Origin of the sequence: Caballeronia arationis (genome assembly GCF_001544975.2) — a bacterium.
GTDB classification, from domain to species: Bacteria; Pseudomonadota; Gammaproteobacteria; order Burkholderiales; family Burkholderiaceae; genus Caballeronia; species Caballeronia arationis.
In genome coordinates, this window is record NZ_FCOG02000003.1 from 155496 (window position 1) to 182141 (window position 26646).

Below are 26646 nucleotides of genomic sequence, written 5' to 3' on the forward strand. Positions count from 1 at the left end.
CGATCCTTCGTTCAGCGCGCTTCGATCACGTGTTCCTGCGCGCGCGCGATCAGCCAGTCCTCGCGCAGCAGCCGCCGGATTTCGGTTGCCACGTCTTCGTCGAGCTTGGCCGGGTGCTTCGCCGTGACCGAGAAGATCTCGAACGACGAGCCATCGGCGGCAGGAAACGGCCCCAGCAGTTCGTCCACGTTCGCGTTGAACACCTTCGCTTCGATGTCGGTGCGCAACTGCCCGCGCAACACGCGGCCGATCTTGCCGCCCTCCTCGCGCGTATCCGCGACCGAATGTTCGCGCGCCATCTCCGCGAAGCTCTCGGGGTCGTCGTTGAGATAGGAGATCATCTCCTTCGCCTTGCCCTCGGTATCGAGCACGATATGGCTCACCTCGATGCTGTCGAACTTCGGCGAATTCAACTGGAAGTATTCCTCGATAGCCGCATCGGTGCCGACCTGCTCCAGCATCTTCTCCTGATACAGCGTCTCGGTGATGAACACCTCGAACTCGTCGAGGCTCACGCCGAGCGCGTCGAGATAGTTGTTCATGTCCGCCGCCCGATGCAGGCCGCGAATGCGGCGGAACTGGTCGGCACGCGTCTGGATCTCGTCCGCGCTCACGACGACGCCGTGCTGCTTCGCAGCCCGCACCGTCAGCTTGTCCCGCACGAGCTGTTCGATGAGGCTGTCGAACTGGCCGTTCAGCTTCAGCAGCCTCACGAACTCGCTGACGTCGACCACCTCTTCATCGATACGCACAATCGCCGTCATCTCATTCGCTCCTTGAAGGTTGGGAACGCGCTCGAAAGCGCGGTCGATACTGTCATTCCTAGCCGGCCACATTCCTGAACGGATCGAGCCCGAGGTCGATCAGCCGCCGCTCGCGCACGACGATCTCGGCCGTCGCCGTCATGCCGTAACGCAGCGGGTACTTCGTATCCGACACCTGGAAGTAATCGCGATCGAGCGTCACGCGTCCCTCGTACACCGGCTGCTTGCTCTGCGGGCTCGGCTTCGTCGCGGGCGAGATGAACGCGAGCGTGCCGTCGATCAGGCCATAGCGCTGGTACGGAAACGCATTGAACTTGAGCTTGACGGGCTGCCCTTCGCGCAGGAACGCGCGGTCGTGCTCGGCGATTTCTATCTTGATCACCGGCTTCGCGTTCTTCGGCGCGATGCCGCCAAGCGGCGTGTTCGCCTGGATCTTGTCGCCGGGCTGCGTCGAGGTGACGTCAGTGATCACGCCGGAGGTCGGCGCGAGGATCAGCAGGAAATTGTCCTTGTCGATATTCTCGAAGCGGATGCGCGCGGCGGCATCGGCTACCAGTCGTGCCGTTTGTAACTGCAGACGCAACTTGTCCTGCGTGCTGGCGATCTCGCGCATCGCGGATTCGTATTGCAGCCGCAGGTTGACCGCTTCCTGCCCGCTGGTTTCGAGCTGCGCCTTCGCTTGCGAATACTCGTGGCTCAGCCGGAAGTCGAGTTCCGAAAGCTTCGACTGCGCGACGCGAAACGCGCTATCCGCTTCCAGATACGTATTGCGTTTTTGCTCGACCTGCGCCTCGGCGATGCCGCCACCGCCTGGCAACGCGAAGAGACGCGCGAAGCGGTCGAGATCGAGCTTGGCATTGTCGCGCGCACGCCGTGCGCTTTCGAGCGCACTGCGCGCTTCCTGAAGCTGTGCCTTCTGCCCTTCGGCGAGCTTGGTCGTGCCTTCTGACACGCGATTCTGATGCAGCCGCTCCTCGACTTCCATCTGGTCCTTCAGCGCCGCCGCCTTTCTCTCCATCAAGAGCTTTTTCTCGGGAAACTGGCTCCATTCGCGCTCGGCGTCATCGAGCTTGAGGCGCGCTTCGAGCGCGTTGCTCGCTGCTTCGATCGCACCGCGCGCATTGATGCGCGCAAGCACGTCGTCCTTCTGCACCGGCTGTCCTTCGGCGATATAGAGATCGGCGAGTTCGCCATCGATCGGCGCATAGATGCGCCGCACTTCCGATTCCGGCGAGAGCGTGCCCTGCGCGGTCACGATCACGTCGGCGCGGCCGACGAACGACCAGACGACCGCCGCGACGACGAGCGCCACCATCGAAATGACAAGCGCCTGCGTGAGCCGCCACGGCTCGGCTGTGAGGATCGCGACGCCTTCCGCGCCGTGATCCTCCAGCGCCTCGGCGAAGGGCTTAAGGTGTGCGTCGTTCTTCACTGCCCGCCCCTCCGATCAATGCCAGCTTGTCCTTGAGCAGCCCCGGTTCGAGCACCATGCGCAACTCCTGCAGCGAACGCCGCTGGAGTTGCGCTTCCGCATCGATCTCGTCGGCCATCTTCTGCCACTTCGCCGCGCCATCCGCCTTCACCTGCCTGAAGATGCGCATGCCGCCCTGCGCATCCGACTGCGCGCCCGCGAGCAGGCGCGCCTGCGTTCGGAAGGTGTCGGAGATGCCCGCCTCCAGCCGCTGCGTGCCGCCGATCGAACCGTTCGCCCGATACTGCGTCCACTGCGTCTGCGCGCGATTGAGCAGGTCCTGCGCGCGCGCGATGGCCTTGTCCCTGAACGCGGCGACATCCGGATCGACGGACTTCACGTAAAACGCGTCCTGCTGGGGATCGAGCGTTCCGTAGAAGCTCAGCAACGCATCTTCGTAGGCCTTCGTTCCGCGCGCCTTCTGCACATCGGCGAACTGCGCGGCGACGGCCTTCTTGTGCGCCAGTTCCGTTGCGATCACCTCGGACCACGGGCCGGCGGGCATCTTCTGCAAGCCGTCGATGGCCTGGGCGCTCTGGCCGCTTCGCCATGCATCGCGCACGCTTTCATAGCGGCTCAGGACATCCTGCGACGGCAGCCGGTTCGCACTCAATTGCGCATAGCGCTCCTGAAACGGTGGCGTATCGAACTTCACTTTGCCCATCATCGCGACGACCGGAGCGAGGCTCGTTCCTCGCATCTGCGTCTGCAAATCGAGGTAGTTGCCGAGGTCCGCGCGCACCCGGTCGAGCCCGCCCAGTCGCGGGTATTTGTCCGCGTATTCACTCAGCACGCCTTGCAGCGCTTCCGCGTGATCCTGACTCAACTCCTTCGCGATGCTGGCCTTCAGACGGTCGATCGCCGCGAGATACACCGAGTCGTCGCTCTGCAGCTTGCGCAGATGGCTGAGCGCTTCGGCATACGGTGTCGCGAACGCAGGGACATACGAAGCGATGCGGTCGAGCGAACGCTGATGGACGGACGCATCGTCTTCCCAGTGCCTGAGGATTTCACCGATGCGGTCTTCGTCCGCGTACATGCGAATCGGCGCGTCAGGCCCGCCGCGTCCCACAACAAAACTCTCCAGCTTGCCGATCCATTCCAGTTCGTTCACGAGCGGCCGAACGTCGGCGTTGTTCGCGCCGAGCCGGTTCATCTCCCCGATGATCGCGTTCGCCTTGTCGAACTGTTTGCTCTTCAGCGCCGCGAGCCATTCCGGCACCTTCGCCTTCAGCACCGCTTCGGTATCGAGCGCGGTGAAACGCGTGTCATCCGGATGTCGCTGAAGATAGTCGTTCGCGACATTCGCCGCCTCTTCGTACTGTCCGCTCGCCATCAGCCCCTTCACCCGGCGTTCGGACGAACCGCTGAAGTAGATCGTCAGCCCGATCGCCACCAGCGCCGCGATCAGCGCCGCGCCGATGGCAAGGCCGCGTTTGCTCGTCAGCCGTTCGTTGCCCGTGAACGCGATGCGCAGCGCGGAGAACAGCATCGTGAAGCGGCTGCGATCGCGGCGGCGCTCGCCGTCCTTCTTCGCATCGGCGGCTTCTGGAAGGGCTTCCTCGTTGACTTCGTCCTCGGCGGCAAGCGGCTGATCGATGCAGAAGATGTCGAGGAACGAGTGCGCCGAGCCGACGAAGGTCGTCTTGTCGCTGTCGGCCGCTTCGGGGTCGACGGCCTCCCTGACCTGCGTGAGCGTCGAATCGCCTTCCGGTTCACGGCGCACGCTCACGCGATAGACGAAATGCGTGCCGCCGAACGCGAGCACGTCGCCCTTCTCGAGCGGGACCGCAGCCGCTTCGAGCCGCTTGCCGTTGACGAACGTACCGTTGGTGCTGCCGAGATCCTCTACGAATGGCGTGTCGTTCTTCAAGAACACATGCGCGTGGCGCCGCGAAACATAATTGACCTGATGCGGATATTGCGCGCGATGACGCGCGAACAGGTCGTCGGCCTTGCTGATCAGAAACGGATACTGGGTGATGTCGATCGGTTGCAGGCCGAGGTCATCGCGTTCGGGCGCGAGCGTCACCGTGACCGTGCGCGCCACGCTCGCGCGGTTCTTCGCGCGCGGCACGAACTGCACGCGATACGAAAGCTTGCTGCCGAAGCTGATCGTGTCCCCGTTATGCAGCAGCGCGGGCTTTTGACGGACCTCGGCGCCGTTCACCGACGTGCCGTTCTTGCTGTCGAGATCGGCGATATACACCGCGCCGTGCTCGATGAAGATGCGCGCGTGACGCCGCGAGAGTTGCGCTACGGCCTCAGGCGCACACGAATCGAACGGTGCTTCCGCGCGGCCGATCGCGAACAGGTTTTCGTCGATGCGGATTTCCGCCAGCTCCGGATGCGATACCGGCTTGAGCACGACATCGAATGCCTCGCCCACGCTCGCGTGCACCTCTGCCATCGAATCGCCAGGAGCCATGTCCACGTCACAGGGAACGTCTAGCCGCTGCCGCGTGCGCGTCAGAGGAAAGCCCGCCGACACGCGGACAAATAGACTTTGTTGGACTGAGCCGCCCGCCGGGCGGCGACTGTAGAAAGTGTAAGTCACGCATTGCCGTAGTCAATCGCCGGGCACTGGCTGCCGACGCCATATCACAGCCGCTTCGTTCATCTTCGGAAGTCCGGATCAAACGCACTGGTTTATTTCAACGCTTCCTTACTTTCCTTCTGCACGTTGACGCCCGGCCATCCGCCGCCCAGCGCCTTGTAAAGCGTGACGGTATCCGACAGCATCTGCTGATGATTCGCGAGCAGCGCGAGCTGCGCGGCGAGCAGCGTGCGCTCGGTTTCGAATACCTGGAGCTGCGAGATCACGCCCTCTTTAAGTTGCGCGTCGATCTGCGCGGCGACGATCGTCAGATGATCGACTTCCTGCTGCAACTCGACGCGCTGCTTCTGGTGCGAATCCAGATTGACGAGCGCATTCTCGACTTCCTCGAACGCGCCCATCACCGTCGCGCGGTATTGCTGCTCGACCACCGTCGTCTGCGCTTCCGTCGTCTTGACGTGTGCCCGCACGCTCGGATCGAGGATCGGAATATTGATGCTCGGCAGGAAGCTGAATGTAAAAGTCTTGAGCAAGTCGGTGAGCTGGAAGCTGGCGCTGCCGCCGCGGCCCGTCAGGCTGATCGTCGGCAACTGCGCGAGCTTTGCCTGCCCGACGAGGTCGTACGCTTCGAGCACGCGATACTCCGCCGCGATCAGGTCGGGCCGCCGTGCGAGCAGTTGCGACGGCAGGCCTTGCGGCACGACGGGAATCTGCACGCGCTTCTGCAGGTGGCCGTCGGGCACCTTGAAGTCGCCGGCCGGCACGCCGATCAGCGTGGCGAGCGCGTTGTCGGCGAGATCGCGCGAGCGGCGCAATTCGAGCATCTCGCGCGTCAGCCGGTTCAGTTCGGCGCGCTGCGTGAGCACCTGCGTCTTCGGCACCAGACCGTTCTTCTGCATGCCCTCGAAGATCGTCAGGATCTGCTGGTTTGTCTTGATGGTTGCGTTCTGCTGCTCGATCTGGTCGTCGAACTGAAGGATCTGGAAGTAGGTCGTCGAGACATCGGCGACGAGCTTCAGATAGGCCGCGCGCCAGTCCCACTCGGTCGCGCGGAATTCGGCTTTCTGCGCCTGCACGCCCTTCTCGACCGCGCCCCAGATGTCGATGTCCCAGTTCACCTGCGTCGCGAGGTTGTACTGCTTGCTGAAGGCCTGGCCGGTGGTCTTTTCGAAGCTCGCGCCGGCGCCGAGGTCCATCGTCGGCAGCGCGCCTGCACGCGCCTCGCCGATCTGCGCTCCCGCAACCTGGATGCGCGCGGCGAGCACCTTGATGTCGAAGTTGCTGTTGATCGCCCGTGCGACCAGCGAGTCGAGATAGGGATCGTGGAATTGCTTCCACCAGTCGGGTTGGATCGTTTCGCTCGCCGCGACAACCGGCTTCGAATACGCGGTCTTTTCGGGCGTGTCGGGCCGCTGGTAGGTCGGAACCTTGACATCGATGCACGCGGTGAGCAGCGTCGCGCAACAGGCGCCGTAAAGCGCGAGCCGCGAAAGCGACGCGAGCCGTCTTCCGATGCCACGCCCGGCTTTCATGCGCAACAAAGGCAACAGGGCTTGCACGATCTCACTCCCGGTGAATGCACTGGCTTCTATGGGAACAGAGCAACGAACAGAGCGTGGCTGGACGACGAAACTACAGTAGAGCACAGCGCGTCGCGCGACTCCATACAGGTTCGTCACTACACGCGATTCGAGTTTCTCTGCGAAGTCTGCTGAAATGGGCGGCCCGACGCGATGACTCTCGGCCGGGCCGCGGGACTGCGTCGCGAGGGTCCCCGAACCCTCGCGCTTGCTGCACTGCTTACAGCGAGCCGAACACGTTGACGGTGTTCGTGTTCTCGGCTTTCTGAACCGGCTTGACCTTCGAGTCGATGTCGGTGGCGAACGCGACGTTGTTGCCGTTCGCGTTGAAGACGTTCTGCGTCTGGCCGATTCCCTGCTGCGTGTTGACGGTGAAGCTCGAGTCCGTGTAGTAGCTCGGCAGGTAGAAGGCGGTGCCGCCGCGGACTGCGGACATCGTCTGGCTGTCGAGGTCGGTGCTGTGCGAGAGATCGCGGATCATGAGGCTGGACATGGTGGTGCTCCTTGCGCTGTGTGTCTTACGATTGAGAGAGTGTCTTGCGGAGGTCGCGGACCTCCGCAGGTGATTCGGTGTTGCAGTTGCCGCTTACAGCAGGGCCCGGCCGCCGCCATACACGTTGACCGTGTTCGAGTTGTCGGCCTTCTGGATCGGCTTGACCTTCGAATCGATGTCGGTAGCGAACGCGACGTTGTTGCCGTTCGCGTTGTAGACGTTTTGCGTCTGGCCGATGAGCTGCTGCGTGCTGACGTTGAAGCTCGAGTCGGAGTAGTAGCTCGGCAGGTAGAAGGCGTTGCCGCCGCGGACTGCGGACATTTCGGTACGGTCGAGTTCGGCGCTGTGCGAGAGATCGCGGATCGAGAGAGTGGACATGGCGGTGCTCCTTGCGTTTCGTGTTGAGAGAGTGTGGTATTCGTCTGCGGGCCGGGATCAGGCTGCGAGGCCGCCGCCGTAGATGTTGACGGTGTTCGAGTTGTCGGCTTTCTGGATCGGCTTGACCTTCGAATCGATATCGGTGGCGAACGCGACGTTGTTGCCATTCTGGTTGAACACGTTCTGCGTCTGGCCGATGCCTTGCTGCGTATTCACCGACACGTCGAGCTTCGAGAAGTCGTAGCCGGGCAGGTAGAAGGCGTTGCCGCCGCGGACGGCCGACATGGCGCGGCTGTCGAGTTCTTCGGTCTTGGCGAGGTCTTTGATCATCAGCGATTTCATTTCGGTGCTCCTTGGGAGGGATGGGCTTTTCCGGGTTGGTCGAGCATTCTGTCTGCTCGGATGGCATTAACGCATGGCCTGTGCCAGTCGCGATGCCAGCCCGAAAAATAGTTCGCCGAGCCTTATAAACAAAGGAGTTCGTGGGATGGTCGATTTGCTGCCAGACGGTCCGTCGGCTGGGCACATGACGTTGGTGATCCAACACCCTGACTGTCGGGTGTTGGACATCGGGCAACAGGGGGTTGAAGGCGATTCGTGCAGGCGCAGTACGCAAAAGCGCGCGGCCGAAGGAAGCTCCCCCGGCCGCGCGCTTTCAGGAAAAAGGAAAGGGGTCCTACTTCACGATGACCGTGATCTTCTTCGAATACACCGGTGGGTTATGCGGAATGTGCTTGTCGTCGCCCATCAGCAACTGGAGCGTGTGTTTTCCCGGTGGCAGTTCGAGCAGCGTCTCGGTTTCGCCCGCACCGTAGTGCAGATGATTGCGGTCCGACGGAATCTCCTGATCCATCGGCGGCAGATCGGTGTCGATCAGCAGATGATGATGCCCCGTGTTCGGATATTTCACGCCGCGCGGCGCGACGCCCATGTAGCGCAAACCGAACCAGACCTTGAACGGCTTGCCGGCCGGCACCACCTGCCCGTCGTTCGGATAGCCGATGTACGCATAGGCATTGGGCGGAGCCGGTGTCGGGCCCGCCGCCGCGGCGCCCGAGAAGACGCAAGCCGCGAGTGCGGCCGCGGCGATTAGCTTGTTCATGGCTTGTGCCCTCCGCTGGACATTGCCCCTGGGTTCTGCCCGCATGCATCCTGCCGGCTTCATCGATGCCGGTTTCATCGTACGGTGATGGTGACCTTCTTCGAGTACACCGGCGGATCGTGCGGCACGTGGTTCATGTCGCCCATCAGCAGTTGCAGCGTGTGCTTGCCGGGCGGCAGTTCGATCCGCGCGTCGGTTTCGCCCGCACCGTAGTGCAGATGGTTGCGGTCTGACGGAATCTCCTGATCCATCGGCGGCAGGTCCGTGTCGATCAGCAGGTGATGATGCCCGACGTTCGGCAGGTCGATGCCCTTCGGACACACGCCCATGTTGCGCAGACCCATGCGCACCCAGAGCTTGCCGCCCGTGATCACCGCGCCGTCCGGCGGCCAGATGATGTACGCCTCCGCATTCTGCGGCGAAGGCGTGCGTGGCCGCGGTGCAGGAAACGATTTGTCCGCGGCCAGCGCCGCGAGTGAAGCCAGCGCGCCAAGCATTGTTCTTCTCAGCATGTTTACGCAGCCTCCCGCCATGGACTGGACATCGACCGGCTGCCGGCATGGCGCTCGCGCGTCCATGTCGGGGCTTTCGGCAACGTCCTCGGTTTTCTTCCTCTTTTCGTCTTTTAGCTTAGAACGGAAGTCCTCAAAAAGATACGTACAACCGCGTTCCCGGGTGCATCGGAAATCGCGATATCCCCCAAACGAATACCTGCACAATGGGATTAAGCATCGCCTGACACCGTGCTATCGTTGTCGCTGCTGGGTTTCGGGTTTCGCACCGGCAACTCGCCGCTGCAGCTACGCAACGCGAAGTCGAAACACGCAACGTCGGCCAGCCATCTTCAATGCCGGACAGACAGGGTGTGAATATGTGGCGAAAACTCTTGATCGTATGCATATTCGGAACGATCGGCGTCCCGTGCGCGCAAGCGGCGCCGGCCACTTCAGCCACCCATGAGGACCGGCCCGCCATCGAGCGCGTCGCCGATGCTCCGCCAGCGCATTCCCCCCGTATCGCGCTCGTGATCGGCAACGCCGGTTACGCCGGGCAGCCGCTCGCCAGCCCGCTGAACGACGCGCGCCGCATGAGCGATGCGCTCGCCGCGCTCGGCTTCGAAGTCGTGAGCCGTGCGAACCTCACCGAAGCGCAGATGAAGCAGGCCTTCGCCGATTTCGACCGGCGGCTCGGTGCGGAAGGCACGGGCGTCGTCTATTTCGCCGGGCACGGGCTGCGGACCTCGCGCGACACGCTGCTGATTCCGGTCGATGCCGACAGCGCGTCGCCCGCGCGCCTCGTCACGAAGGGCATCGCGCTCGCGAACGTGCTCGACGGCATGACCAACGGCGGCCGGAGCACACGGCGCACGAACATCGTCATCCTGGACACCTGCCTGAACGATCCGTTCGAAGCCGCACCGCAGCATGCGCTCGCGCTGCCTGCGAACACGCTCGTCGCGTACTCGACGGCGCCCGGTTCGCTCGCTGCCGAAGGCTCCACGCACGGTGTTTATACGGCCGAGCTGCTGCGCACCCTCGCGACACGCCCCCGCGATGCAAACGCGCTCTTCCGCTCGGCGGCGGCAGCGGTAGCGACCGCGACGCACGGCCGGCAGGTCCCGTGGGTTGCATCGACGCTCAAGCACGAGTTCAGTTTCGGCGACGCCCGTCCGGGCTTTGCGGTCGCATCGGTGCAGGCGGACGAAGCGGTGCCGCCCGACGCGGCGTCGACGCGCATGCGCGGCATCCTGCCCAAGGACAGCAGCGAGCAGTACGAGCTGACCTTCTGGGATTCGATCAAGGACAGCACCTATCCGAGCGACTACGAAGCCTATCTGAAGGCGTACCCGAACGGCCGGTTCGCGGCGCTCGCGAAGGCGCGCATCGAGCGGCTGCGCGCCGCTGGCGCGAAGAGCGAAGCACCCGCCTCGCGTGCCGCGCCGTCCGTCGCAACACCCACACCGGCGCCTGCGCCTGCTCCTGCCGCAAAGGCCAAGCCGGCGGTTCCGGTCGAAACGGCAAAGCCCGCGGCGCCAGCGCCAGCGACGCCGGCGACGCCCGCGCCGTCCGTCGCCGCGAAAGCCGCGAGCGGCAGCGAGATCAAGGACTGCCCGAACTGCCCGATACTGATCCCGCTCGCGGCCGGCACGTTCACGATGGGCAGCAACTCCGACGACCCCGCCGAAAAGCCGCCGCATCGCGTGGCGATCGCCCAGCCGTTCGCCATCGGCAAATACGAGGTCACCGTCGAGCAGTGGAACGCCTGCGCGGACGCAGGCGCCTGCACGCGTATCGCTATCGATGGCAATCCGCCGAACAATTCACCAATGCGCAACGTCAGCTGGGACGACGCGCAGGTCTACGTGAAATGGCTGTCGAAGGTGGGCGGCAAGGCGTACCGCCTGCCGACCGAGGCCGAATGGGAATATGCCGCGCGCGGCGGCACGTCGACCGTCTACTGGTGGGGCGACCAGATGAAGAAAGGCAACGCGGACTGCAAGGACTGCGGCGATCCGTGGACGACCGAGAGCCCGGTCGCGGTCGGCTCGTTCGCGGGAAATCCGTATGGCCTCTTCGACATGAACGGCAGCGTCTGGGAATGGGTCGCCGACTGCTGGCACAGCTCCTACAAGTCCGCGCCCGCCGACGGCCGCGTCTGGGACGATCCCGCGTGCTCGGTGCGCGTGATACGCGGCGGATCGTGGCGCGAGGGCGCCGCGTACATGCAGTCTGCGACGCGCTTCAAGTACAGCGCCAGCGTGCGGCAGTCGCAAAACGGCTTTCGCGTAGCGCGGGACATGAAGTAATCGTGCGATGCAAAAAAGCGCCGCGCGCGACGCCCGGCTAGTGCTTGCGCGCCTGCGTGCTGATCTGCACGATGTCGACCGCCACGTGGTCGCGGCCGTACTTACCGGCGAGTTGCGCAAGCCGCGCATCGACGGCGCGCAGATAGTCGGCCTTGGGTTCGCTGTCTGGGCGCAGTGAATCGAAGAGCGGCGCAGGCGTGATGAGCAGGACGATCAGTTCCGACCCGAACGGCTTGCCGACCACCCAGTCGCCCATCGTCCCGATGGTCGCGGTGTAGTGCGGCGGCGCCTGGTTGTCCTTCGCGCGCTCGTTCGGCAGGAGATGGACCACGGTGCCGTCGAGCTGGAAATAATCGACGTTGACATACGAATCGAAGCCCGGCGTCATGACGTCGACGATCAGCGGCTGGCCTTCGGTCAGCCGCGCGCCGGGCGCGCGCGAACGCAACGAAGCAGGCCGGCCCGTCTGATGGTTTGCCGTCCAGTACGGCCCGACAACTTTGAGGACGTCGCACTTGTCGTCGGCGACCGGCTGCACGCCGAGGTTGACCGTCTTCACGCCCGGGAGCGCACCGAGCACCTGCCTGAGACGCCCCATCCCGTAACGCTCCGACACGTAGCCCTGCACGTCGACGGTCTGGTCGTGGACCGTCGCGACGAGCGCCGAGCATGGCACGGCGGCCAACGCCGGCATGACCGCATCGAGCGTGAGCGCTGGCGCTGGAACGGCCGCGGACGCCACGGCGGCTGAAGGCGCCGCGGGCGCCGAAGGCACGACGGCCACGGCTGGTGCCGGAGGCGCCGCCGCCGGCACCACGACACTGCCCGCAACATCGGTTTCCTGCGCGCTTTTTGCGCCTTCCTGCTCGCTCCTCGACTGATCGTAGAAGTAGTAGCCGGCGCCCGCGACCACGGCCGCGGCCAGCGCCGCCGCGCCGAGCATCAGCTTCGGCTTGCCTTTCGATCCCGTCGCGGCGGCCGGCCGCTCCTCGGCAAGCTCGTCGGAAAATTGCGCGACGGTCGGCGTGCGCGCTTCGCGGTCGAACGACAGCGCCGCCTTGATCGCCCGCCATTGCTTGTTGCCGAGATCGTCGGGACGGGCGGCCTTCATGCCCGCGCTGCGCGCCTGTGTCGCGGGCACGCGGTCGAACGGGTGCTTGCCCGTCAGCAGTTCGTAGGTGATGCAGCCGAGCGCGTACACATCGTCGCGCGGATCGGGCTCGCGATGCTCCAGCATCTCCGGGCTCGCGTACGCGGGCGTGAGCGCGCCGAGGCTGCCGGGATCGAAGATGGTCGCTTCGGTTTCCTCTTCGGGCCGCTGGAACACGCGCGCGATGCCGAAGTCGATCACCTTCACTTCGGCCGTATCGGTGAGAAACACGTTGGCCGGCTTGAAGTCGCAATGCACGAAGCCGCGCTCGTGCGCGTAGGCGAGCGCGTTCGCCATGCCCTTGAAGATTGGGGCGACTTCCGCGAACGGCATGCCCTTGAAATTCGGGTTCCGAAGCAAGCGCGATAGCGGCTGGCCCGACAGATACTCCATCGTCAGATAGACGACCGAGCCGTCGCGGTCGAAGTCGTACACCGTGACGATATTTCGATGCGCGAGCGTCTGCGCCTTGCGCGCCTCGCGCTGCAACGCGATCAGCGATTTCGGGTTGCCGCGGAACTGCAGGTTCAGCACCTTGATCGCGACATAGGGCCGGCGGTCGGACGCCTCCAGCTTGCGCAGGTCGAGCGCCTTGTACACGGTGCCCATTCCGCCGATGCCGAGACATTCTTCGAGCACGAAACGGCCGTTGAGCGTGTCGCCGACGCCTTTCACCTGATCCAGCTCGGCGACCACCTGACCATTGCCCGAAAAGGTCTGCCCCGACGAATGGCGCGGCGTGAAGCCCGCCGGCGTGGTCTGCACGCGGGTTTCGTCTGCGTTGTCGGGAGGGAGGGGATGGGCGTTGCGCTGAGGCGCCGAGAGCGATGCTTCGTCGATGCGACGCTTCACTGCCGCGTAGACGTCGGGCGGCAGCGGCCTGGCGGCGTGCACTTCATCGAGGATCGCGACGAGCTTCGAGTGCGGCTCGCGGGTGTCCGCCAGCGCGCTGTCGATCTCTGCCAAAAACGAGTCGCGCGACTGGTCGTCGCTGTGGAATGTACGAATCGCTTCTGAAAAGCTTGTCATCTGTGCGACTCGACGCGGCTCCAAATCGACCGACAATTCACTTGTCGTAACAAACTACATGTGCACGTTCGATACTAGCCTTCGCTCGCGCCTTTCGCAAATCTGGTTTTCGATCATCGACGGCTCGCATCCGTGTGTCGCACGCGATCCAACAGGTGAGCCGCGCCTGTTGGGCGCAAGCCGCCGGGCAATTCGTCGCCAGCCGCCCCGCCTTCCTCGCATCCTCGAAAATAATCCTTTGCTTTCAATCGCTTGAAAGTATTTTCGCTGTCCGCGCTCCGCTTGGCACAGGCCATGCATTTATCCCACCCGAGCAGACAGAATGCTCGACCAACCCGAAAGCCTTCCCTCTCCAGGAGCACCAAAATGAAATCGCTGATGATCAAAGACCTCGCCAAGACCGAAGAACTCGACAGCCGCGCCATGTCGGCAGTGCGTGGCGGCAACTCTGCCTTCTTCATCCCGGGCTACGACTTCTCAAAGCTCGACGTGACCGTCAACACGCAGCAGCTGATCGGCCAGACGCAGAACGTTTCCAGCGCGAACGGCAACAACGCCGCATTCGTCAGCGACATCGATTCGAACGTCAAGCCGATCCAGAAGGCGACCAACACGAACACGATCAACCTGTTCTGAGCGCGGCTCGAACCTCGCCCACCACCACAGCACGCACGCCAGGAGAACCAACATGTCGTCCATCATGATCCAGGACCTTCATCACAGCCAGGAACTCGACCGCCACGCGATGTCGTCCGTTCACGGCGGCGCTTCGCTCGCGCAAGGCGGCTTCGGCCCGTTCGCGAACGTCAACGTCAACGTGAACCAGAACATCCAGCAATACCAGAACGTGCAGGTCGCTGCACTGAACAACAGCGTGATCGGTCCCAATTTCGTCGCACCGCGCTTCGACGTCAACCCGGAACAGATCGGCGCGGCGAACGCCACGGTGTTGTTCTGAGAACGCCATAGCGCCGCCGGTTTTCCGGCGACCCGGCCGTTCGCGACCTGCCAAGGTCGCGAGCGGCCTTTCGCCGTTTCATGCGTTGTGGCCGGACGTGGGGTCGCGCCGGTCACAACCGCGGACGGATTGCCTATACTGGGTGCGTGCAGTGTTCCGGCATCCGTGCGCTTCGTAGCGTGACCCGTCGTCACGCCGGTTTCGACTCCGAACCTTCAGGAAAATGTCATGGCCGTCATCGTCATCAAGGATCTATCGGACAGTGTGCTTCTCGACCGCGAAGCAATGACCGCAATCGTCGGCGGTTCGCGGACCGGCGCGCACCAGGGTTTTCGCGCGCGTCCCGCCGTGAACGCAAACCGTCTCTCCAACTATCCGGGCGTCTCGGTGCAGAACGTGCCGGCCGCGCCACCCGGGCCGTTTCGCAAGAAGCTGGTTTCGAAGTAAGTAGTCGGCAACACAGGTGAAGCGGTCCGCAATGCATCGAAGCCGATGCATTGCGGACCGCTTTTTGGCGTCTTGCGCATAGGTTTTGGCTTCTGGCGTCTTCGGCGCCGGCTTTGCCGACACAGCCGATGGCGTTCAGTGCGGCAAGGCTGCGCCCGCGGTCGTCCCCGAAAGCCCGGTCAATCCGCCGATCGAACGCGCGCTGCGCTTCACGAGCTTCGAGCGCACCGTTTCGCGTTCCTCACCGTCGAGTTCCACCAGATAGCGCGTCTTGCCCGCGATCACCGCGCCGACCGGCACGCCGTCGCGGAACAGCAGGCGGTTGCCCGGCAGCGCGGGCACTTTCTCACCGGGCAAGAGCGTGCCGACGAGATTGAGCGGATCGACGGCGCTCACCGCGACGAAACTGCCATCGGGCGTCCGCTTGCGCATTTCGCGCAACAGCGGCACGGCTTCCGGCAGCGCGAACTGCTCGCCCGCGATGCCCGCGACGAAGCGTCCGCCGCGAATCTCGCCGCGCGCCTCCAGCCGATGGAACACGCGCAGCAGATCGCGCCACGGCGGCAGCCAGTCGGCTTCGCGCTCCAGCAGCCGCCAGAACACGACGCCGTAGCGGCGCAACAGCACCATCGCGGCATGTTCGACGGCGTCGGGCGCGCCGTCCGCTTCGGTGCGGCGCAGAAGTGCCCAGCGCCCGGCGTCGTCCATGCCGCCGATGAACATGCCGCCCCGGCGCGGCCGCCGGCTGAACGCGTTGCGCTTCGCCGCCGGCGCGAGCAGCGCGCGCAGGCCGGCGAAGCTGTCGGCGTTCACGAGCCCGAGCGCGACCAGTTCGCCGAGCGCGGTCTCCAGTTCCGTGCGCAAAAGGCGTGTGTCGGCGAGCAGTTCGTCGAAGAACATCGCGCCGTGCGCCTTCAGCGCGTCGTGAACGAGCTGCGCGCGCGAGCTCATCTCCGGCGCCTCGCCCGGTCGCATCAGCGCGTTCCAGGCGGCGAGATGACGGCGCGGCAGAAGGACGATCGGCGTGCCGCGCACCGGGCCGCCTGCCGCGCGCGAGCGTCCGCCCGGCCGGCTCCAGACGACCTTGCCCGAGCGCGAGATTTCGTCGAGCCACTAGCCCGAGTAGTCCGCGATTCGCGCGGGCAACATCTCCTCTTCCCACGCGACGGCGGGAGCTTCGAAACCTTCCAGTTGCTCGACGACCGCGAGCAGCGCGTCGCGTCCTTCGCCGCGCGTGTCGGCGGAAAGATGCTGCCATTCGAATAAAAAGCGCATGAAGTCCTGCCGCTCGACCGGCTCGATCTCGCGACGCAGCCGACGCACCGTGTAGCGATGAATCCGCGCGAGCAAATGCCGCTCGCACCATTCATCGACGACGCCGGGCGTGAAGCGGCCGCGCAGCACGTAGCCTTCGGCTTCGAGCTTTGTCAGCGCGAGCGCCACCGCCGATGCGGGCAGCGTCAGCGCCCGGGCGATTGCCGGCACCGTCAGCGGACCGAATCCCGACAGCCGCGCGCGCACGATCTCGACGAGCGCGTCGTCTTCCGACCACGGATCGGTGTAGCCCTCGGGCGCGTGCAACGCGGGATGCATCGGCGCCTGCGGATAGACGGCGCGCACGCACATCAGGCGCTCGACCGGCACCCACAGCGCGTCATGCTCCGCGACGCGCAAGCGCGTGGCGCGCCCGGAATTCGCGAGCGCGTCGAGCCAGGCGGACCAGCCGTCGTTGCGCCCGGCCTCGGTTTCTGTCACGCACGCAAGGCTCATCAGCGCCTCGTGCATTTCGTCGGCGCCGCGCACGACGGGCCATGCTTCCTCGCGCACGCCTTCGATTGCCTCGGCGTCGAGCGCGCCGAGATCGTCTGCGGATTCCGGGTCGCTCCAGCGGCGCGCCAGCACGGCCTGCGTGCGGCGCTCTTCGAGCGGGGCGTCGTCGAGGAACGCGTACGGACGCGCCGACAGGATTTCAGCCGCCAGCGGCGAAGGCGCCGGCAGGTCGCGCGTCACGAGCCGCAGCTCGCCGTCCTCGATGCGCCGCAGGATCGCGAGCCATTGCTCGCTGTCCATCGCGTCGTGCAGACAGTCGTCGAGCGTCTGCTCGACGAGCGGATGTTCCGGCACGTCGCGCTCGCCGACGACGTTCTCCGCGCACGCCACCTGATCGGGAAAGATCGCCGCGAGCAGGTCCTCGCTTTTCATGCGCTGCAACTGCGGCGCGACCTTGCGTCCGCCCGCGTAGCGCGGCAGCGCGAGCGCGTTGGTCGCGTTCCAGCGCCAGCGCACGCCGAATAGCGGCGCGTCGAGCAGCGCCTGGATCAGCACGTGCTCCGCCGTGTTCGAGCGCAGGTAGCGCCACACTTCGTCGAGCGCGAAGCTGTGGCTGCGCGTGAGCGACAGCACGATCGCGTCCTCGGTCGCGGCGGCCTGCAGTTCGAAGTTGAAGGTGCGGCAGAAGCGCTTGCGCAGCGCGAGCCCCCAGGCGCGATTCACGCGGCTGCCGAACGGCGCGTGGATCACGAGCTGCGTGCCGCCGGATTCATCGAAAAAGCGCTCCATCACGAGGGTGTCCTGCGTCGGCAGGACCGTCAGCGCGGCACGCGCACGCGCCAGATATTCGACGATCTGCCGCGCCGCGTCCCGGTCGATGCCCGCCTCCGCCGCCAGCGACTCGACAGCGGCATCGAGCGGCGCCGCGCCTTTCTTGCCGAGCCACGTGTCGATCTGGCCGCGCATGCGCGCGATCGCGTGAGACAGTTCGTCGCTCCGGCCCGGCGCCTCGCCGAGCCAGAACGGGATGTTGGGCGGCTGGCCGTTCGCGTTCTCGACACGCACGCGCCCGCCCTCGATCCGCAAGATCCGGTACGACGTGTTGCCCAACTGGAAGATGTCGCCCGCGAGGCTTTCGACGGCGAAATCCTCGTTGACCGTGCCGATCTGCAAGCCCTGCGGCTCCAACAGCACGGCGAAATCGGCGTTGTCGGGGATCGCGCCGCCGGACGTCACCGCCGTCAGCCTGCCGCCGCGCCGTCCGCGCAGCGTGCCGCTCACCGCATCTCGATGCACATACGCACCGCGCGGACCGTGGCGGCTCGTAAAACCTTCCGCGAGCGAACGCACGACGGCGTCGAACTTCTCGCGCGCGAGCGTCGCGTAGGGATACGCGCGGGTGAAGCGCTCGAAGAGCGCGTCCTCGCTCCACTCGCGACACGACACCTCCGCCGTGATCTGCTGGGCGAGCACGTCGAGCGGCGCGCGCGGCACCGACAGCGCATCGAGTTCGCCGCGCCGCACACAGTCGAGCAGCGCCGCGCATTCGATCAGGTCGTCGCGCGAAGTCGGGAAAAGCCGCCCTTTCGGCATCCCGCCGACCTGATGCCCCGAACGCCCGACGCGCTGCAAGAACCCTCCGATCGACCCCGGCGAGCCGATCTGGCAAACGAGTTCGACATCGCCGATATCGATGCCCAGTTCCAGCGAAGCGGTGGCGATCAGCACCCGCAGTTCGCCGCGCTTCAGCCGCTGTTCGGCGTCCAGCCGGTGCTCGCGCGCGAGACTGCCGTGATGCGCCGCGACCGCCTCCTTGGCGAGCCGGTCGGTCAGATGGCGCGCGGCGCGCTCGGCCATCCGGCGCGTGTTCACGAACACGAGCGTCGTGCGATGCTGCGCGACGAGTTCGGTGAGACGGTCATAGACGCGCTCCCACATGTCGTTCGACATGATGGCTTCGAGCGGCATCGGCGGAAGTTCGAGCGCAAGGTCGCGCGCGCGGACGTGTCCGACATCGACGATCTCGCACGGCTCGCCCTCGCCCACGAGAAACTTCGAGACCAGCTCGATCGGCTTCTGTGTCGCGGACAAGCCGATGCGCACCGGTTTGCGCTCGCAGAGCGCATCGAGGCGCGCGAGGCTCAGCGCGAGGTGCGCGCCGCGCTTCGTGCCGGCGACCGCGTGAATCTCGTCGACGATCACGGTGCGCGTCGTGGACAGCATCGCGCGCCCCGAGTCCGAACCGAGCAGCACGTAGAGCGACTCCGGCGTCGTGACGAGGATATGCGGCGCGCGCTTCCTGACGGCGGCGCGCTCCTGCTGCGTGGTGTCGCCGGTGCGCACCGCCGCGCGAATCTCGACCGGCGGCAGGCCGAGCCGCGCGAGTTCGTCCGAAATGCCCGCGAGCGGCTCTTGCAGGTTCACGCGGATATCGTTCGACAGCGCCTTCAGCGGCGAAATGTAGACGATGCTCGTCTCGTCCGGCAGCGCCGCGCCGTGCGCGAGGCCGTCGCGCACGAGTTCGTCGATGGCGGCGAGAAACGCGGTGAGCGTCTTGCCGGAGCCGGTCGGTGCCGCGACGAGCGTCGAGCGGCGCGTGCGGATGAGCGGCCACGCGCGCGCCTGCGCGGCGGTGGCGGCCGGGAAATGGCGCTCGAACCAGTTGGCGACGGCAGGATGAAAATCGGCGACAGGGGAATGGTCGGTCATACGCTATTTTATGAGCCGATCGGAATTCGCGTGCGGCGCGGCTTCGGGTGCGGCCCGGCTGTCACGAAAACGCCGTCTTGCTCGACGATGCTGATGGATCGCCGTCAGTTCGGGCGTTTTGTCGCACGGGAACTCTGGCGGCGAGAGCGGTCGGGTAGCGCACTTGCACAGACGTTCGCGGTCTCTGCGAGAGTGGGGTCGATAGTCCCATAATCAATCGTGAACCCCGAGCGCGGACGCACGCCGGAATGGGCACCGCATCGCGCTGAGCGCGCAACCGCCTGGCGCACCAACAACTGGAGAGGCAATTGAACGACGACGTTCAAGGGCAGACGCCCGCCACGACCGCATCGCAAACGCCGCTTTCCCCCGACGAACTGCGCAAGCTCGACGCCTACTGGCGCGCTTGCAATTACATGTCGGTCGGCATGATCTATCTGCGGGAAAATCCGCTCTTGCGCGAGCCGCTCAAGCCCGAGCACATCAAGCGGCGCCTGCTCGGGCACTGGGGATCGGACCCGGGGCAATCGTTCACCTGGGTCCACCTGAACCGGCTGATCGTGAAGCAGGACCTGAACGTGCTGTTCGTCTCGGGGCCGGGACACGGCGCGCCCGCGACGCTGTCGAATGCGTATCTGGAAGGCTATTACTCGGAGGTCTATCCCGACCGCAGCTACGACGAAGCCGGGATGCTGAAGCTGTTTCGCGCGTTTTCGTCGCCGGGCGGGATCGGTTCGCACTGCACGCCGGAGACGCCCGGTTCGATCCATGAAGGCGGCGAACTTGGCTACAGCCTGTCGCATGCGTTCGGCGCCGCGTTCGACAATCCCGATCTGATCGTCGCCACGATGGTCGGCGACGGCGAATCGGAGACGGGTCCGCTCGCCACGTCGTGGCATTCGAACAAGTTTCTCAATCCGGTGCAGGACGGCGCCGTGCTGCCGATCCTGCATCTGAACGGCTACAAGATCGCCAATCCGACCATCCTCGCGCGCATTCCGCATGAAGAACTCGAAGCGCTCTTCGTCGGCTACGGCTACAAGCCGCACTTCGTCGAGGGCGACGATCCGCACGACATGCATCAGCGCATGGCCGCGACGCTGGAACAGTGCATCGGCGAGATTCGCGCGAACCAGCAACGCGCGCGGGCGAACAACGACACCGCGCGCCCGCGCTGGCCGATGATCGTGCTGCGTTCGCCGAAAGGCTGGACCGGACCGAAAGAAGTGGAAGGCCACAAGGTCGAGGACTTTTGGCGCTCACATCAGGTGCCCGTGCTCGATCCGGCGACGAACCGCAAGAGCCTGCGCATGCTCGAAGACTGGATGCGCAGCTACAAGCCCGACGAGCTGTTCGATCCCGAGGGCCGGCTGATCGAAGAACTTCGCGAGATTGCGCCCAAGGGCGAGCGCCGCATCAGCGCGAATCCGCATGCGAACGGCGGACGCCTGCGGCATGCGCTTCATCTGCCCGACATCCGCGACTACGCGTTCGACGTGAAAAGCCCGGCGAGCGTCTATACGTCGCCGACCGCGGTGCTGGCGAAGTTCCTGCGCGACGTGATCCGCAACAACATGTCGAACTTCAGGCTCTTCGGTCCTGATGAAACCGCGAGCAACAAGCTCGACGGCGTGTACGAAGCGTCGGGCAAGCGCTGGATCGCGGAAACGAAACCCGAAGACAGCGACGGCGGCGCGCTCGACCCCGCCGGCCGCGTGATGGAGATGCTCTCCGAGCACACGCTCGAAGGCTGGTTCGAAGGCTATGTGCTGACGGGCCGCCACGGCCTCTTTGCGACTTACGAAGCGTTCGTGCACGTGATCGATTCGATGTTCAACCAGCACGCCAAGTGGCTGGAGAAAGCAAAGAACGAACTCGACTGGCGCGCGCCGGTTCCGTCGATCAACCTGCTGATCACGTCGCTCGTCTGGCGGCAGGATCACAACGGCTTCACGCATCAGGACCCGGGCTTTCTCGATGTCGTCACGAACAAGAGCCCGGATGTCGTGCGCATCTATCTGCCGCCCGATGCGAACTGCCTGCTTTCAGTGGCGGATCATTGCTTGCGCACGCGCGACTACGTGAACGTGATCGTCGCGGACAAGCAGCCGCATCTGCAGTACCTCGACATGCAGGACGCCATCGTGCATTGCGCGAAGGGCATCGGCATCTGGGACTGGGCGTCCACCGACGCGGGCCACGAACCGGATGTCGTGATGGCCTGCGCTGGCGACATCGCGACGATGGAGTCGCTCGCCGCCGTCGAGATCCTGAAGAAGCAGTTTCCCGATTTGAAGATCCGCTTCGTGAACGTGGTCGACCTGTTCCGGTTGATGCCGGAGACCGAACATCCGCATGGTCTTTCGGCGCGCGATTTCGATTCGCTCTTTACGCGCGACAAGCCGGTCATCTTCAACTTCCACTCGTATCCGACGCTCGTGCACAAGCTCACGTACAACCGCACCAATCACGAGAACATGCACGTGCACGGCTATCGCGAGAAGGGCAATATCAACACACCGTTCGAGCTTGCGATCATCAACGGCGTGGACCGCTATACGCTCGCCATCGACGTGATCGACCGCGTGCCGCGTCTGCGCGATACCGGTGCGCATGCGAAGAACTGGCTGCACGATCAGGTGATCGAGAGCGTCCGTTATGCGCATGCGGAAGGCATCGATCGCGATGAGATTCGCGAGTGGACCTGGAAGGGATGAGACGCCTGATATGAAGAAGGCCCCGCATCGCTGCGGGGCCTTCGTTCCCTGATGAGTCAGGCCGCTGCGGAGATCACTCCGCGTGATCCTTCTGCCTGAGCGATTGCGGCAGCCCGAACATCAGTATCAGCGCACACACGACGCTCATGCAGCCGATCGCATACAGCGCGGGTGTAGTGCTGCCCGTGAGATCGCGGATGCGTCCGACCATCACCGGGCTCACGATGCCGCCCAGTTGCCCTAGTGTATTGATCAGCGCAATGCCGCCCGCGGCGCCCGCACCGCTCAGGAGCTTGGGCGGCAGCGCCCAGAAGGCCGGGATCGCAGCCACCACGCCCGCGCCCATCACGCCGAGCGCCACGATCAGCAAGGTCGTCTGCTTGTCGAAGACGCCTGCCGCGAAGAAGCCCGCCGCGGCCATCAGCAGCAACACGCAAACGAACTTGCGACGCTCGCCGGAGCTGTCCGACATGCGGCCCACCACGACCATGCAGATCGCACCGCACACATAGGGCACGGCGGTGAGCAGGCCGATGATCGTCGGATTGTTGGTGCCCGCTGCGCGAATCAGGTGCGGCGCCCAGAAGTTGAGGCCATACGACGCGATCTGGATCAGGAAGTAGATTAGTCCGAGCGTGAGGAAGCCGGGCGTCTTGATTGCCCCGAGGAGCGAATGGCCGCCGGGCGCCGGCTTGCTTTGCGACGAAATCTGGCTCTTCAGGTACGTTTTCTCCGCTGCGGTGAGCCACCCGGCGTCATCGACGCGATCCTTCAGCACCTTCAACACGAGGATGCCGAGCAGCACGCAAGGCAGGCCGCCGAGCAGGAAGAGCCAGTGCCAGCCGGGCATGCCAAGCACGCCGTTCATATGCCCGAGCACGAGCCCCGACAGCGGCGCCCCGACCAGCCCCGAGAACGCCGAAGCAAGAAACAGGAGCGACGTGATGCGTCCGCGATAGCTCGCCGGGAACCACAGCGTCAGGTAGTACAGCACGCCCGGCGCGAAGCCCGCTTCCATCGCGCCGATGATGAAGCGCAGCCCGTAGAACTGCCATTCGTTCGAGACGAAGACCATTGCCGTCGTCGCCAGCCCCCACGAGATCATGATCCGCGCGATCCATTTGCGCGCGCCGACCTTGTAGAGCATCAGGTTGCTCGGCACCTCGAAGAGCACATAGCCGATCACGAAGAGACTCGCGCCGAGACCGTAGGCGGTATCGGAGAAACCGAGATCGCTTTGCAACTGGAACTTCGCGAAGCTGATGTTGATGCGGTCGAAGAATGCGAACAGATAGCAGAGCATGATGAGCGGCATCAGCCGCCACGCCACCTTGCGAATGATGTCCGCCGTGTTTTCCTTCGCTAGCGGACGGTTCGTTGCCGCTACTGCGCCCAGATCGCTCATGATTGTCTCCACGCCGGACTGGCGATGCGCCGTCCGGTCGAATAAGTTGGTGAGGGGTGAATTCAGATTGACTTGACGTACTCGGGCACCGGATGCACATCGCAGTTGCGCCCCGCCTTCGCGAGCTGCCCCGGCACGTCGTGGCCGACGAGCGCCGGCAGCGTCCGCGACAGTGCGATCAGCTTCTGCAAGTCGATGCCCGTCGGGATGCCCATCTCGTCGCACATGTTCACGAGGTCTTCCGTGCAGATGTTGCCCGACGCGCCCGGCGCAAACGGACAGCCGCCGAGACCGCCAAGCGCGGCGTCGAAGCGGCGCGCGCCGGCGTCGTAGGCAGCGAGCACGTTCGCGAGACCGAGACCGCGCGTGTTGTGAAAGTGCAGCGTGAGGGCGTCAGCGGGAATGCGACCGAGCACGCGTTCGACCAGCCGCGCGACCTGGCGCGGATTGGCCATGCCGGTAGTATCGGCGAGCGTTATGCCGGCGATCCCCATCTCGCGATATGCATCGACGATCGAGATCACGCGGTCTTCATCGATGCGTCCTTCGAACGGGCAGCCGAACGCCGTCGCGACCGTCGCGTTGAGGCTCGCGCGACTCCCCTTGACGAGCCGCACGATATCGCCGAAGCCCGCGAGCGACGCCTCGCACGACATGCGCATGTTCGCGCGGTTGTGCGTCTGGCTCGCGGACATCACGAGATTGAGCTCGTCCGCCTGCGCGGCCAGCGCGCGCTCGGCGCCCTTTGCGTTCGGAATCAGCGCTACATAGATCACGCCCGGACGGCGGCCGATGCCACGGAACACTTCGTCGCCGTCGCGCAGGGCGGGAATCGCTTTCGGCGACACGAAAGAGCCCGCCTCGATCCGCGTGAAGCCGCAGGTCGACAGCGCATCGATCAGCGCAATCTTGTCGCTCGTCTCGACCCATTGCGGCTCGATCTGCAAGCCGTCGCGCGGGGCCACTTCCTGGACGATCAGGCGCTGGGTGTAGTCACGGTTCGTCATGCTGTTCATTGCACGGCTCCTTCTGCGCGCAGGCGCTCGACATCGTTCGAATCGAAGCCGAGTGAAGCCAGCACGTCGGCCGTGTGTTCACCCAGCGCAGGTCCTTGCCAGTGCACTTCGCCCGGCGTATCGGACAGCTTCGGCACGATACCCGGCATCTTCACCGACGCGCCGCCCGGCAAGTCCGCGTCGAGCAACATGCCGCGCGCCTGGTAATGCGGATCGGCCACGATGTCGGCGACCGAATAGATGCGCCCCGACGGCACTTCCGCGCGTTCGAGCGTCGCGAGCACGTCGTCGACCGATTGGTGCAAGGTCCACGCGGTGATCGCTTCGTCGAGCATCGTGCTTTGCAGCGCGCGGCCGTCGTTGTGGGCGAGCGCGGGATCGTCGGCGAGATCGGGGCGGCCGATCACGTGCATCAGGCGCTTGTAGATCGGATCGCTGTTGCCCGCGATCACGACGAAGCCGCCGTCTTCCGTGCGATACGTGTTCGACGGCGCGATGCCTGGCAGCGCGCCGCCGCTTCTTTCGCGCACGTGGCCCAGCAGGTCGTATTCGGGCACGAGGCTTTCCATCAGGTTGAAGACGCTCTCGACGAGCGAGACATCCACCACCTGGCCGTCGCCCTTGCCGGTCTTCACGCGCAGCACCGACATCAGCGCGCCGATCACGCCATGCAGCGACGCGAGCGAATCGCCGAGACTCACGCCGACGCGCGCCGGCAGGCCGTCCTCGTCGCCGGTCGTGTAGCGGATGCCGCCCATCGCCTCGCCGATCGCGCCGAAGCCCGGCCGGTCGCGGTACGGACCCGACTGGCCGTAGCCGGAGATGCGCACCATCGTGAGCTTCGGGTTGATTTCGTGCAGCACGTCCCAGCCGATGCCGAGCTTTTCCAGCGCGCCGGGCCGCATGTTTTCGACCAGCACGTCGGCATCCTTCACCAGACGCTTGACGACCTCCACCCCCTCGGGCGACTTCAGGTTCACGCAGACGGACTTCTTGTTGCGCGACTGGAGATACCACCAGAGCGACGTTCCTTCATGCAGCTTTCGCCATTTGCGAAGGGGATCGCCTCCGTTGGGGGTCTCGATCTTGATCACCTCTGCGCCGAATTCCGCGAGCATGCGTGCCGCGAAGGGTGCGGCAATCAGGGTGCCGATCTCGATGACGCGAATGCCGTCAAGGGGTCCGCTCATGGTGCCTGTCTCCGTGTGGGTTTCGTATGAGAGCAGGTTATGAGCGGCGGCTTGCGATGTCCAACCGCATTTCGGCAAGCACCGTTCGCGGATCGCGAACGCTCGGGATTTACGCGGGGTTGTGTCTCTCGCTGGCTTCGACCGAACGCAGATGGTCGAACAGCAGCCGGCTCACGGGGGAAAGCGCGTTCGCGTCGCGCACGGCGATGATGAGACTGCGTTCGGCCCACTCTTCATCGAGTGTCACCGCGACGAGCCCGAGCTGCTGCCCCATCGCGCGATAGACGTCGAACGGCAGCACGCCGACGCCCATCCCCGCCTGCACCATGCGGCAGACGGCGTCGAAGCCGGGCACGTGGATGCGCAGCCTGAGCGGCTTGCCCGCCTGACGCGCGGCGAGATGCGTGCGCATGTTGATCGAACTGGCCGAATGCAGGCCGACGTGATCGCTGTCGAGCGTCTCTTCGAAGCGGACGCGTTCGCGGTTCGCGAGCGGATGGTCGCTGCGCATCACGATCGCGAGGCGGTCATGGCGATAGTGCGCCGTGTGAAGACCGCGGGTGTCGGCATCGCCGGAGCAGATGCCGAGGTCGGCAAGGCTGTCGGCCACCGCTTCGATCACGCCGCCGCTCGGGCGCTCCTCCAGGTCGATCTTGATCTGGTCGTGACGCGTGATGAACGCGCGCAGGTCTTCCGGCAGGAATTCGACGATCGCGGACAGGTTCGCCATCATCCGCACGTAGCCGCGCACGCCGCTCGCGTGCTCGGCGAGTTCGATGCCGATGTTCTCGATGTCGCGCAGCACCCGGCGCGCGTGATGCAGCAGCGTTCCGCCGGCGGGCGTGAGGTCCATGCCGCGCGCACGGCGCTCGAACAGCACGGCGCCCACGGCCTGCTCGAGCTCCAGCAGTCGTTTGCTCGCTGCCGACACCGCGATCGCTTCCCGCTCGGCTGCGCGCGTCAGCGTGCCTTCCTCGAAGATCGCGAGGAAAAGCTGCAGCGTCGTGAGGTCGAGGCGGCGGAGGAGGTTTTTGAGGGGCATGCGAGGCAAAAGTGATCAGATCAGGCCATATTGTGGCCCGATATCGGCCGAAAGCGGGCGCG

At 65.0% G+C, this 26646-nt stretch carries 19 protein-coding genes and 1 pseudogene; 5 read left to right on the forward strand and 15 right to left on the reverse strand.

The window, feature by feature from the left end:
• Nucleotides 1-11: 11 nt before the first annotated feature.
• The 9 genes from AWB81_RS02985 to AWB81_RS03025 all read right to left on the reverse strand — a co-directional run bounded on the left by AWB81_RS02985 (nucleotide 12) and on the right by AWB81_RS03025 (nucleotide 8857).
• Nucleotides 12-764, reverse strand: a complete 753-nt coding sequence (locus AWB81_RS02985) for a peptidylprolyl isomerase (protein ID WP_062632402.1) — start codon at nucleotides 762-764, stop codon at nucleotides 12-14.
• Nucleotides 765-822: 58 nt separating this feature from the next.
• Nucleotides 823-2196, reverse strand: coding sequence for a beta-barrel domain-containing protein (locus AWB81_RS02990; RefSeq protein ID WP_062632403.1), 1374 nt, complete (start codon nucleotides 2194-2196; stop codon nucleotides 823-825).
• On the reverse strand, nucleotides 2174-4663 hold the full coding sequence (locus tag AWB81_RS02995) for an FHA domain-containing protein (RefSeq protein WP_062632404.1): 2490 nt from the start codon (nucleotides 4661-4663) through the stop codon (nucleotides 2174-2176). Before AWB81_RS02995 ends, AWB81_RS02990 begins: the two co-directional genes overlap by 23 nt.
• Nucleotides 4664-4884: 221 nt before the next feature.
• A complete protein-coding gene (locus AWB81_RS03000) occupies nucleotides 4885-6324 on the reverse strand; it encodes an efflux transporter outer membrane subunit (protein ID WP_062632405.1) in 1440 nt (479 codons plus the stop codon).
• Between the two features lie 268 nt (nucleotides 6325-6592).
• Entirely contained in the window at nucleotides 6593-6865 is a 273-nt protein-coding gene (locus tag AWB81_RS03005; RefSeq protein ID WP_062632406.1) for a hypothetical protein, read from the reverse strand.
• 93 nt (nucleotides 6866-6958) lie between these two features.
• On the reverse strand, nucleotides 6959-7243 hold the full coding sequence (locus AWB81_RS03010; RefSeq protein ID WP_062632407.1) for a hypothetical protein: 285 nt from the start codon (nucleotides 7241-7243) through the stop codon (nucleotides 6959-6961).
• 57 nt (nucleotides 7244-7300) lie between these two features.
• Nucleotides 7301-7585, reverse strand: coding sequence for a hypothetical protein (locus tag AWB81_RS03015; protein ID WP_062632408.1), 285 nt, complete (start codon nucleotides 7583-7585; stop codon nucleotides 7301-7303).
• 334 nt (nucleotides 7586-7919) lie between these two features.
• Entirely contained in the window at nucleotides 7920-8345 is a 426-nt protein-coding gene (locus tag AWB81_RS03020) for a DUF4399 domain-containing protein (RefSeq protein ID WP_062632409.1), read from the reverse strand.
• Nucleotides 8346-8419: 74 nt separating this feature from the next.
• Nucleotides 8420-8857: a DUF4399 domain-containing protein gene (locus AWB81_RS03025; RefSeq protein WP_062632479.1), complete on the reverse strand. Its 438-nt coding sequence runs from the start codon at nucleotides 8855-8857 to the stop codon at nucleotides 8420-8422.
• Nucleotides 8858-9216: 359 nt separating this feature from the next.
• On the opposite strand from AWB81_RS03025, the gene AWB81_RS03030 reads away from it, so the two are divergent.
• On the forward strand, nucleotides 9217-11151 hold the full coding sequence (locus AWB81_RS03030) for an SUMF1/EgtB/PvdO family nonheme iron enzyme (protein ID WP_062632480.1): 1935 nt from the start codon (nucleotides 9217-9219) through the stop codon (nucleotides 11149-11151).
• Nucleotides 11152-11188: 37 nt separating this feature from the next.
• On the opposite strand, the gene AWB81_RS03035 is transcribed toward AWB81_RS03030, so the two are convergent.
• Complete coding sequence (locus AWB81_RS03035; RefSeq protein ID WP_062632410.1) at nucleotides 11189-13330, reverse strand: serine/threonine protein kinase; 2142 nt, start codon at nucleotides 13328-13330, stop codon at nucleotides 11189-11191.
• 366 nt (nucleotides 13331-13696) lie between these two features.
• Here AWB81_RS03035 and AWB81_RS03040 point away from each other — a divergent pair, with 366 nt between their 5' ends.
• The 3 genes from AWB81_RS03040 (at nucleotide 13697) to AWB81_RS03050 (ending at nucleotide 14735) form a co-directional block, all read left to right on the forward strand.
• Nucleotides 13697-13966 (forward strand): hypothetical protein, encoded by a 270-nt coding sequence (locus AWB81_RS03040; protein ID WP_062632411.1) that lies wholly within the window; start codon nucleotides 13697-13699, stop codon nucleotides 13964-13966.
• A gap of 52 nt (nucleotides 13967-14018) precedes the next feature.
• The gene (locus AWB81_RS03045) at nucleotides 14019-14288 is read left to right on the forward strand and encodes a hypothetical protein (protein WP_062632412.1); all 270 of its coding nucleotides are present in this window, start codon (nucleotides 14019-14021) and stop codon (nucleotides 14286-14288) included.
• A 228-nt stretch (nucleotides 14289-14516) separates the two neighbouring features.
• A complete protein-coding gene (locus AWB81_RS03050; RefSeq protein ID WP_062632413.1) occupies nucleotides 14517-14735 on the forward strand; it encodes a hypothetical protein in 219 nt (72 codons plus the stop codon).
• A 135-nt stretch (nucleotides 14736-14870) separates the two neighbouring features.
• Here the strand turns inward: AWB81_RS03050 and AWB81_RS03055 are convergent.
• Nucleotides 14871-19214 (reverse strand): annotated as a pseudogene (locus tag AWB81_RS03055) (Lhr family helicase).
• Nucleotides 19215-19522: 308 nt separating this feature from the next.
• Between AWB81_RS03055 and AWB81_RS03060 the strand changes: the two are divergent.
• Entirely contained in the window at nucleotides 19523-21931 is a 2409-nt protein-coding gene (locus AWB81_RS03060; protein WP_062632414.1) for a phosphoketolase family protein, read from the forward strand.
• A gap of 73 nt (nucleotides 21932-22004) precedes the next feature.
• Here the strand turns inward: AWB81_RS03060 and AWB81_RS03065 are convergent, their stop codons facing one another.
• The 4 genes from AWB81_RS03065 to AWB81_RS03080 form a co-directional block, all read right to left on the reverse strand.
• Entirely contained in the window at nucleotides 22005-23336 is a 1332-nt protein-coding gene (locus AWB81_RS03065) for an MFS transporter (RefSeq protein ID WP_062632415.1), read from the reverse strand.
• A 62-nt stretch (nucleotides 23337-23398) separates the two neighbouring features.
• Nucleotides 23399-24352: a hydroxymethylglutaryl-CoA lyase gene (locus AWB81_RS03070; protein WP_062632416.1), complete on the reverse strand. Its 954-nt coding sequence runs from the start codon at nucleotides 24350-24352 to the stop codon at nucleotides 23399-23401.
• Nucleotides 24349-25542 carry a CaiB/BaiF CoA transferase family protein gene (locus tag AWB81_RS03075; protein WP_062632417.1) on the reverse strand — a complete coding sequence of 398 codons (1194 nt, stop codon included), beginning with the start codon at nucleotides 25540-25542 and terminating at the stop codon, nucleotides 24349-24351. The genes AWB81_RS03070 and AWB81_RS03075 overlap by 4 nt, the downstream gene beginning before the upstream one ends.
• Before the next feature lie 109 nt (nucleotides 25543-25651).
• Complete coding sequence (locus tag AWB81_RS03080) at nucleotides 25652-26584, reverse strand: LysR family transcriptional regulator (RefSeq protein WP_062632418.1); 933 nt, start codon at nucleotides 26582-26584, stop codon at nucleotides 25652-25654.
• Nucleotides 26585-26646 lie beyond the last annotated feature (62 nt).

Bases quoted from the DNA above. Each gene is read 5' to 3' on its own strand.
- AWB81_RS03045 (WP_062632412.1), top strand. From the start codon at position 14,019: ATGTCGTCCATCATGATCCAGGACCTTCATCACAGCCAGGAACTCGAC.
- AWB81_RS03005 (WP_062632406.1), bottom strand. From the start codon at position 6,865: ATGTCCAGCCTCATGATCCGCGATCTCTCGCACAGCACCGACCTCGAC.
- AWB81_RS02995 (WP_062632404.1), bottom strand. From the start codon at position 4,663: ATGGCTCCTGGCGATTCGATGGCAGAGGTGCACGCGAGCGTGGGCGAG.
- AWB81_RS03030 (WP_062632480.1), top strand. From the start codon at position 9,217: ATGTGGCGAAAACTCTTGATCGTATGCATATTCGGAACGATCGGCGTC.
- AWB81_RS03065 (WP_062632415.1), bottom strand. From the start codon at position 23,336: ATGAGCGATCTGGGCGCAGTAGCGGCAACGAACCGTCCGCTAGCGAAG.
- AWB81_RS03050 (WP_062632413.1), top strand. From the start codon at position 14,517: ATGGCCGTCATCGTCATCAAGGATCTATCGGACAGTGTGCTTCTCGAC.
- AWB81_RS03025 (WP_062632479.1), bottom strand. From the start codon at position 8,857: ATGCTGAGAAGAACAATGCTTGGCGCGCTGGCTTCACTCGCGGCGCTG.
- AWB81_RS03000 (WP_062632405.1), bottom strand. From the start codon at position 6,324: ATGAAAGCCGGGCGTGGCATCGGAAGACGGCTCGCGTCGCTTTCGCGG.
- AWB81_RS02985 (WP_062632402.1), bottom strand. From the start codon at position 764: ATGACGGCGATTGTGCGTATCGATGAAGAGGTGGTCGACGTCAGCGAG.
- AWB81_RS03020 (WP_062632409.1), bottom strand. From the start codon at position 8,345: ATGAACAAGCTAATCGCCGCGGCCGCACTCGCGGCTTGCGTCTTCTCG.
- AWB81_RS03070 (WP_062632416.1), bottom strand. From the start codon at position 24,352: ATGAACAGCATGACGAACCGTGACTACACCCAGCGCCTGATCGTCCAG.
- AWB81_RS03080 (WP_062632418.1), bottom strand. From the start codon at position 26,584: ATGCCCCTCAAAAACCTCCTCCGCCGCCTCGACCTCACGACGCTGCAG.
- AWB81_RS03015 (WP_062632408.1), bottom strand. From the start codon at position 7,585: ATGAAATCGCTGATGATCAAAGACCTCGCCAAGACCGAAGAACTCGAC.
- AWB81_RS03040 (WP_062632411.1), top strand. From the start codon at position 13,697: ATGAAATCGCTGATGATCAAAGACCTCGCCAAGACCGAAGAACTCGAC.
- AWB81_RS03075 (WP_062632417.1), bottom strand. From the start codon at position 25,542: ATGAGCGGACCCCTTGACGGCATTCGCGTCATCGAGATCGGCACCCTG.
- AWB81_RS03010 (WP_062632407.1), bottom strand. From the start codon at position 7,243: ATGTCCACTCTCTCGATCCGCGATCTCTCGCACAGCGCCGAACTCGAC.
- AWB81_RS03035 (WP_062632410.1), bottom strand. From the start codon at position 13,330: ATGACAAGCTTTTCAGAAGCGATTCGTACATTCCACAGCGACGACCAG.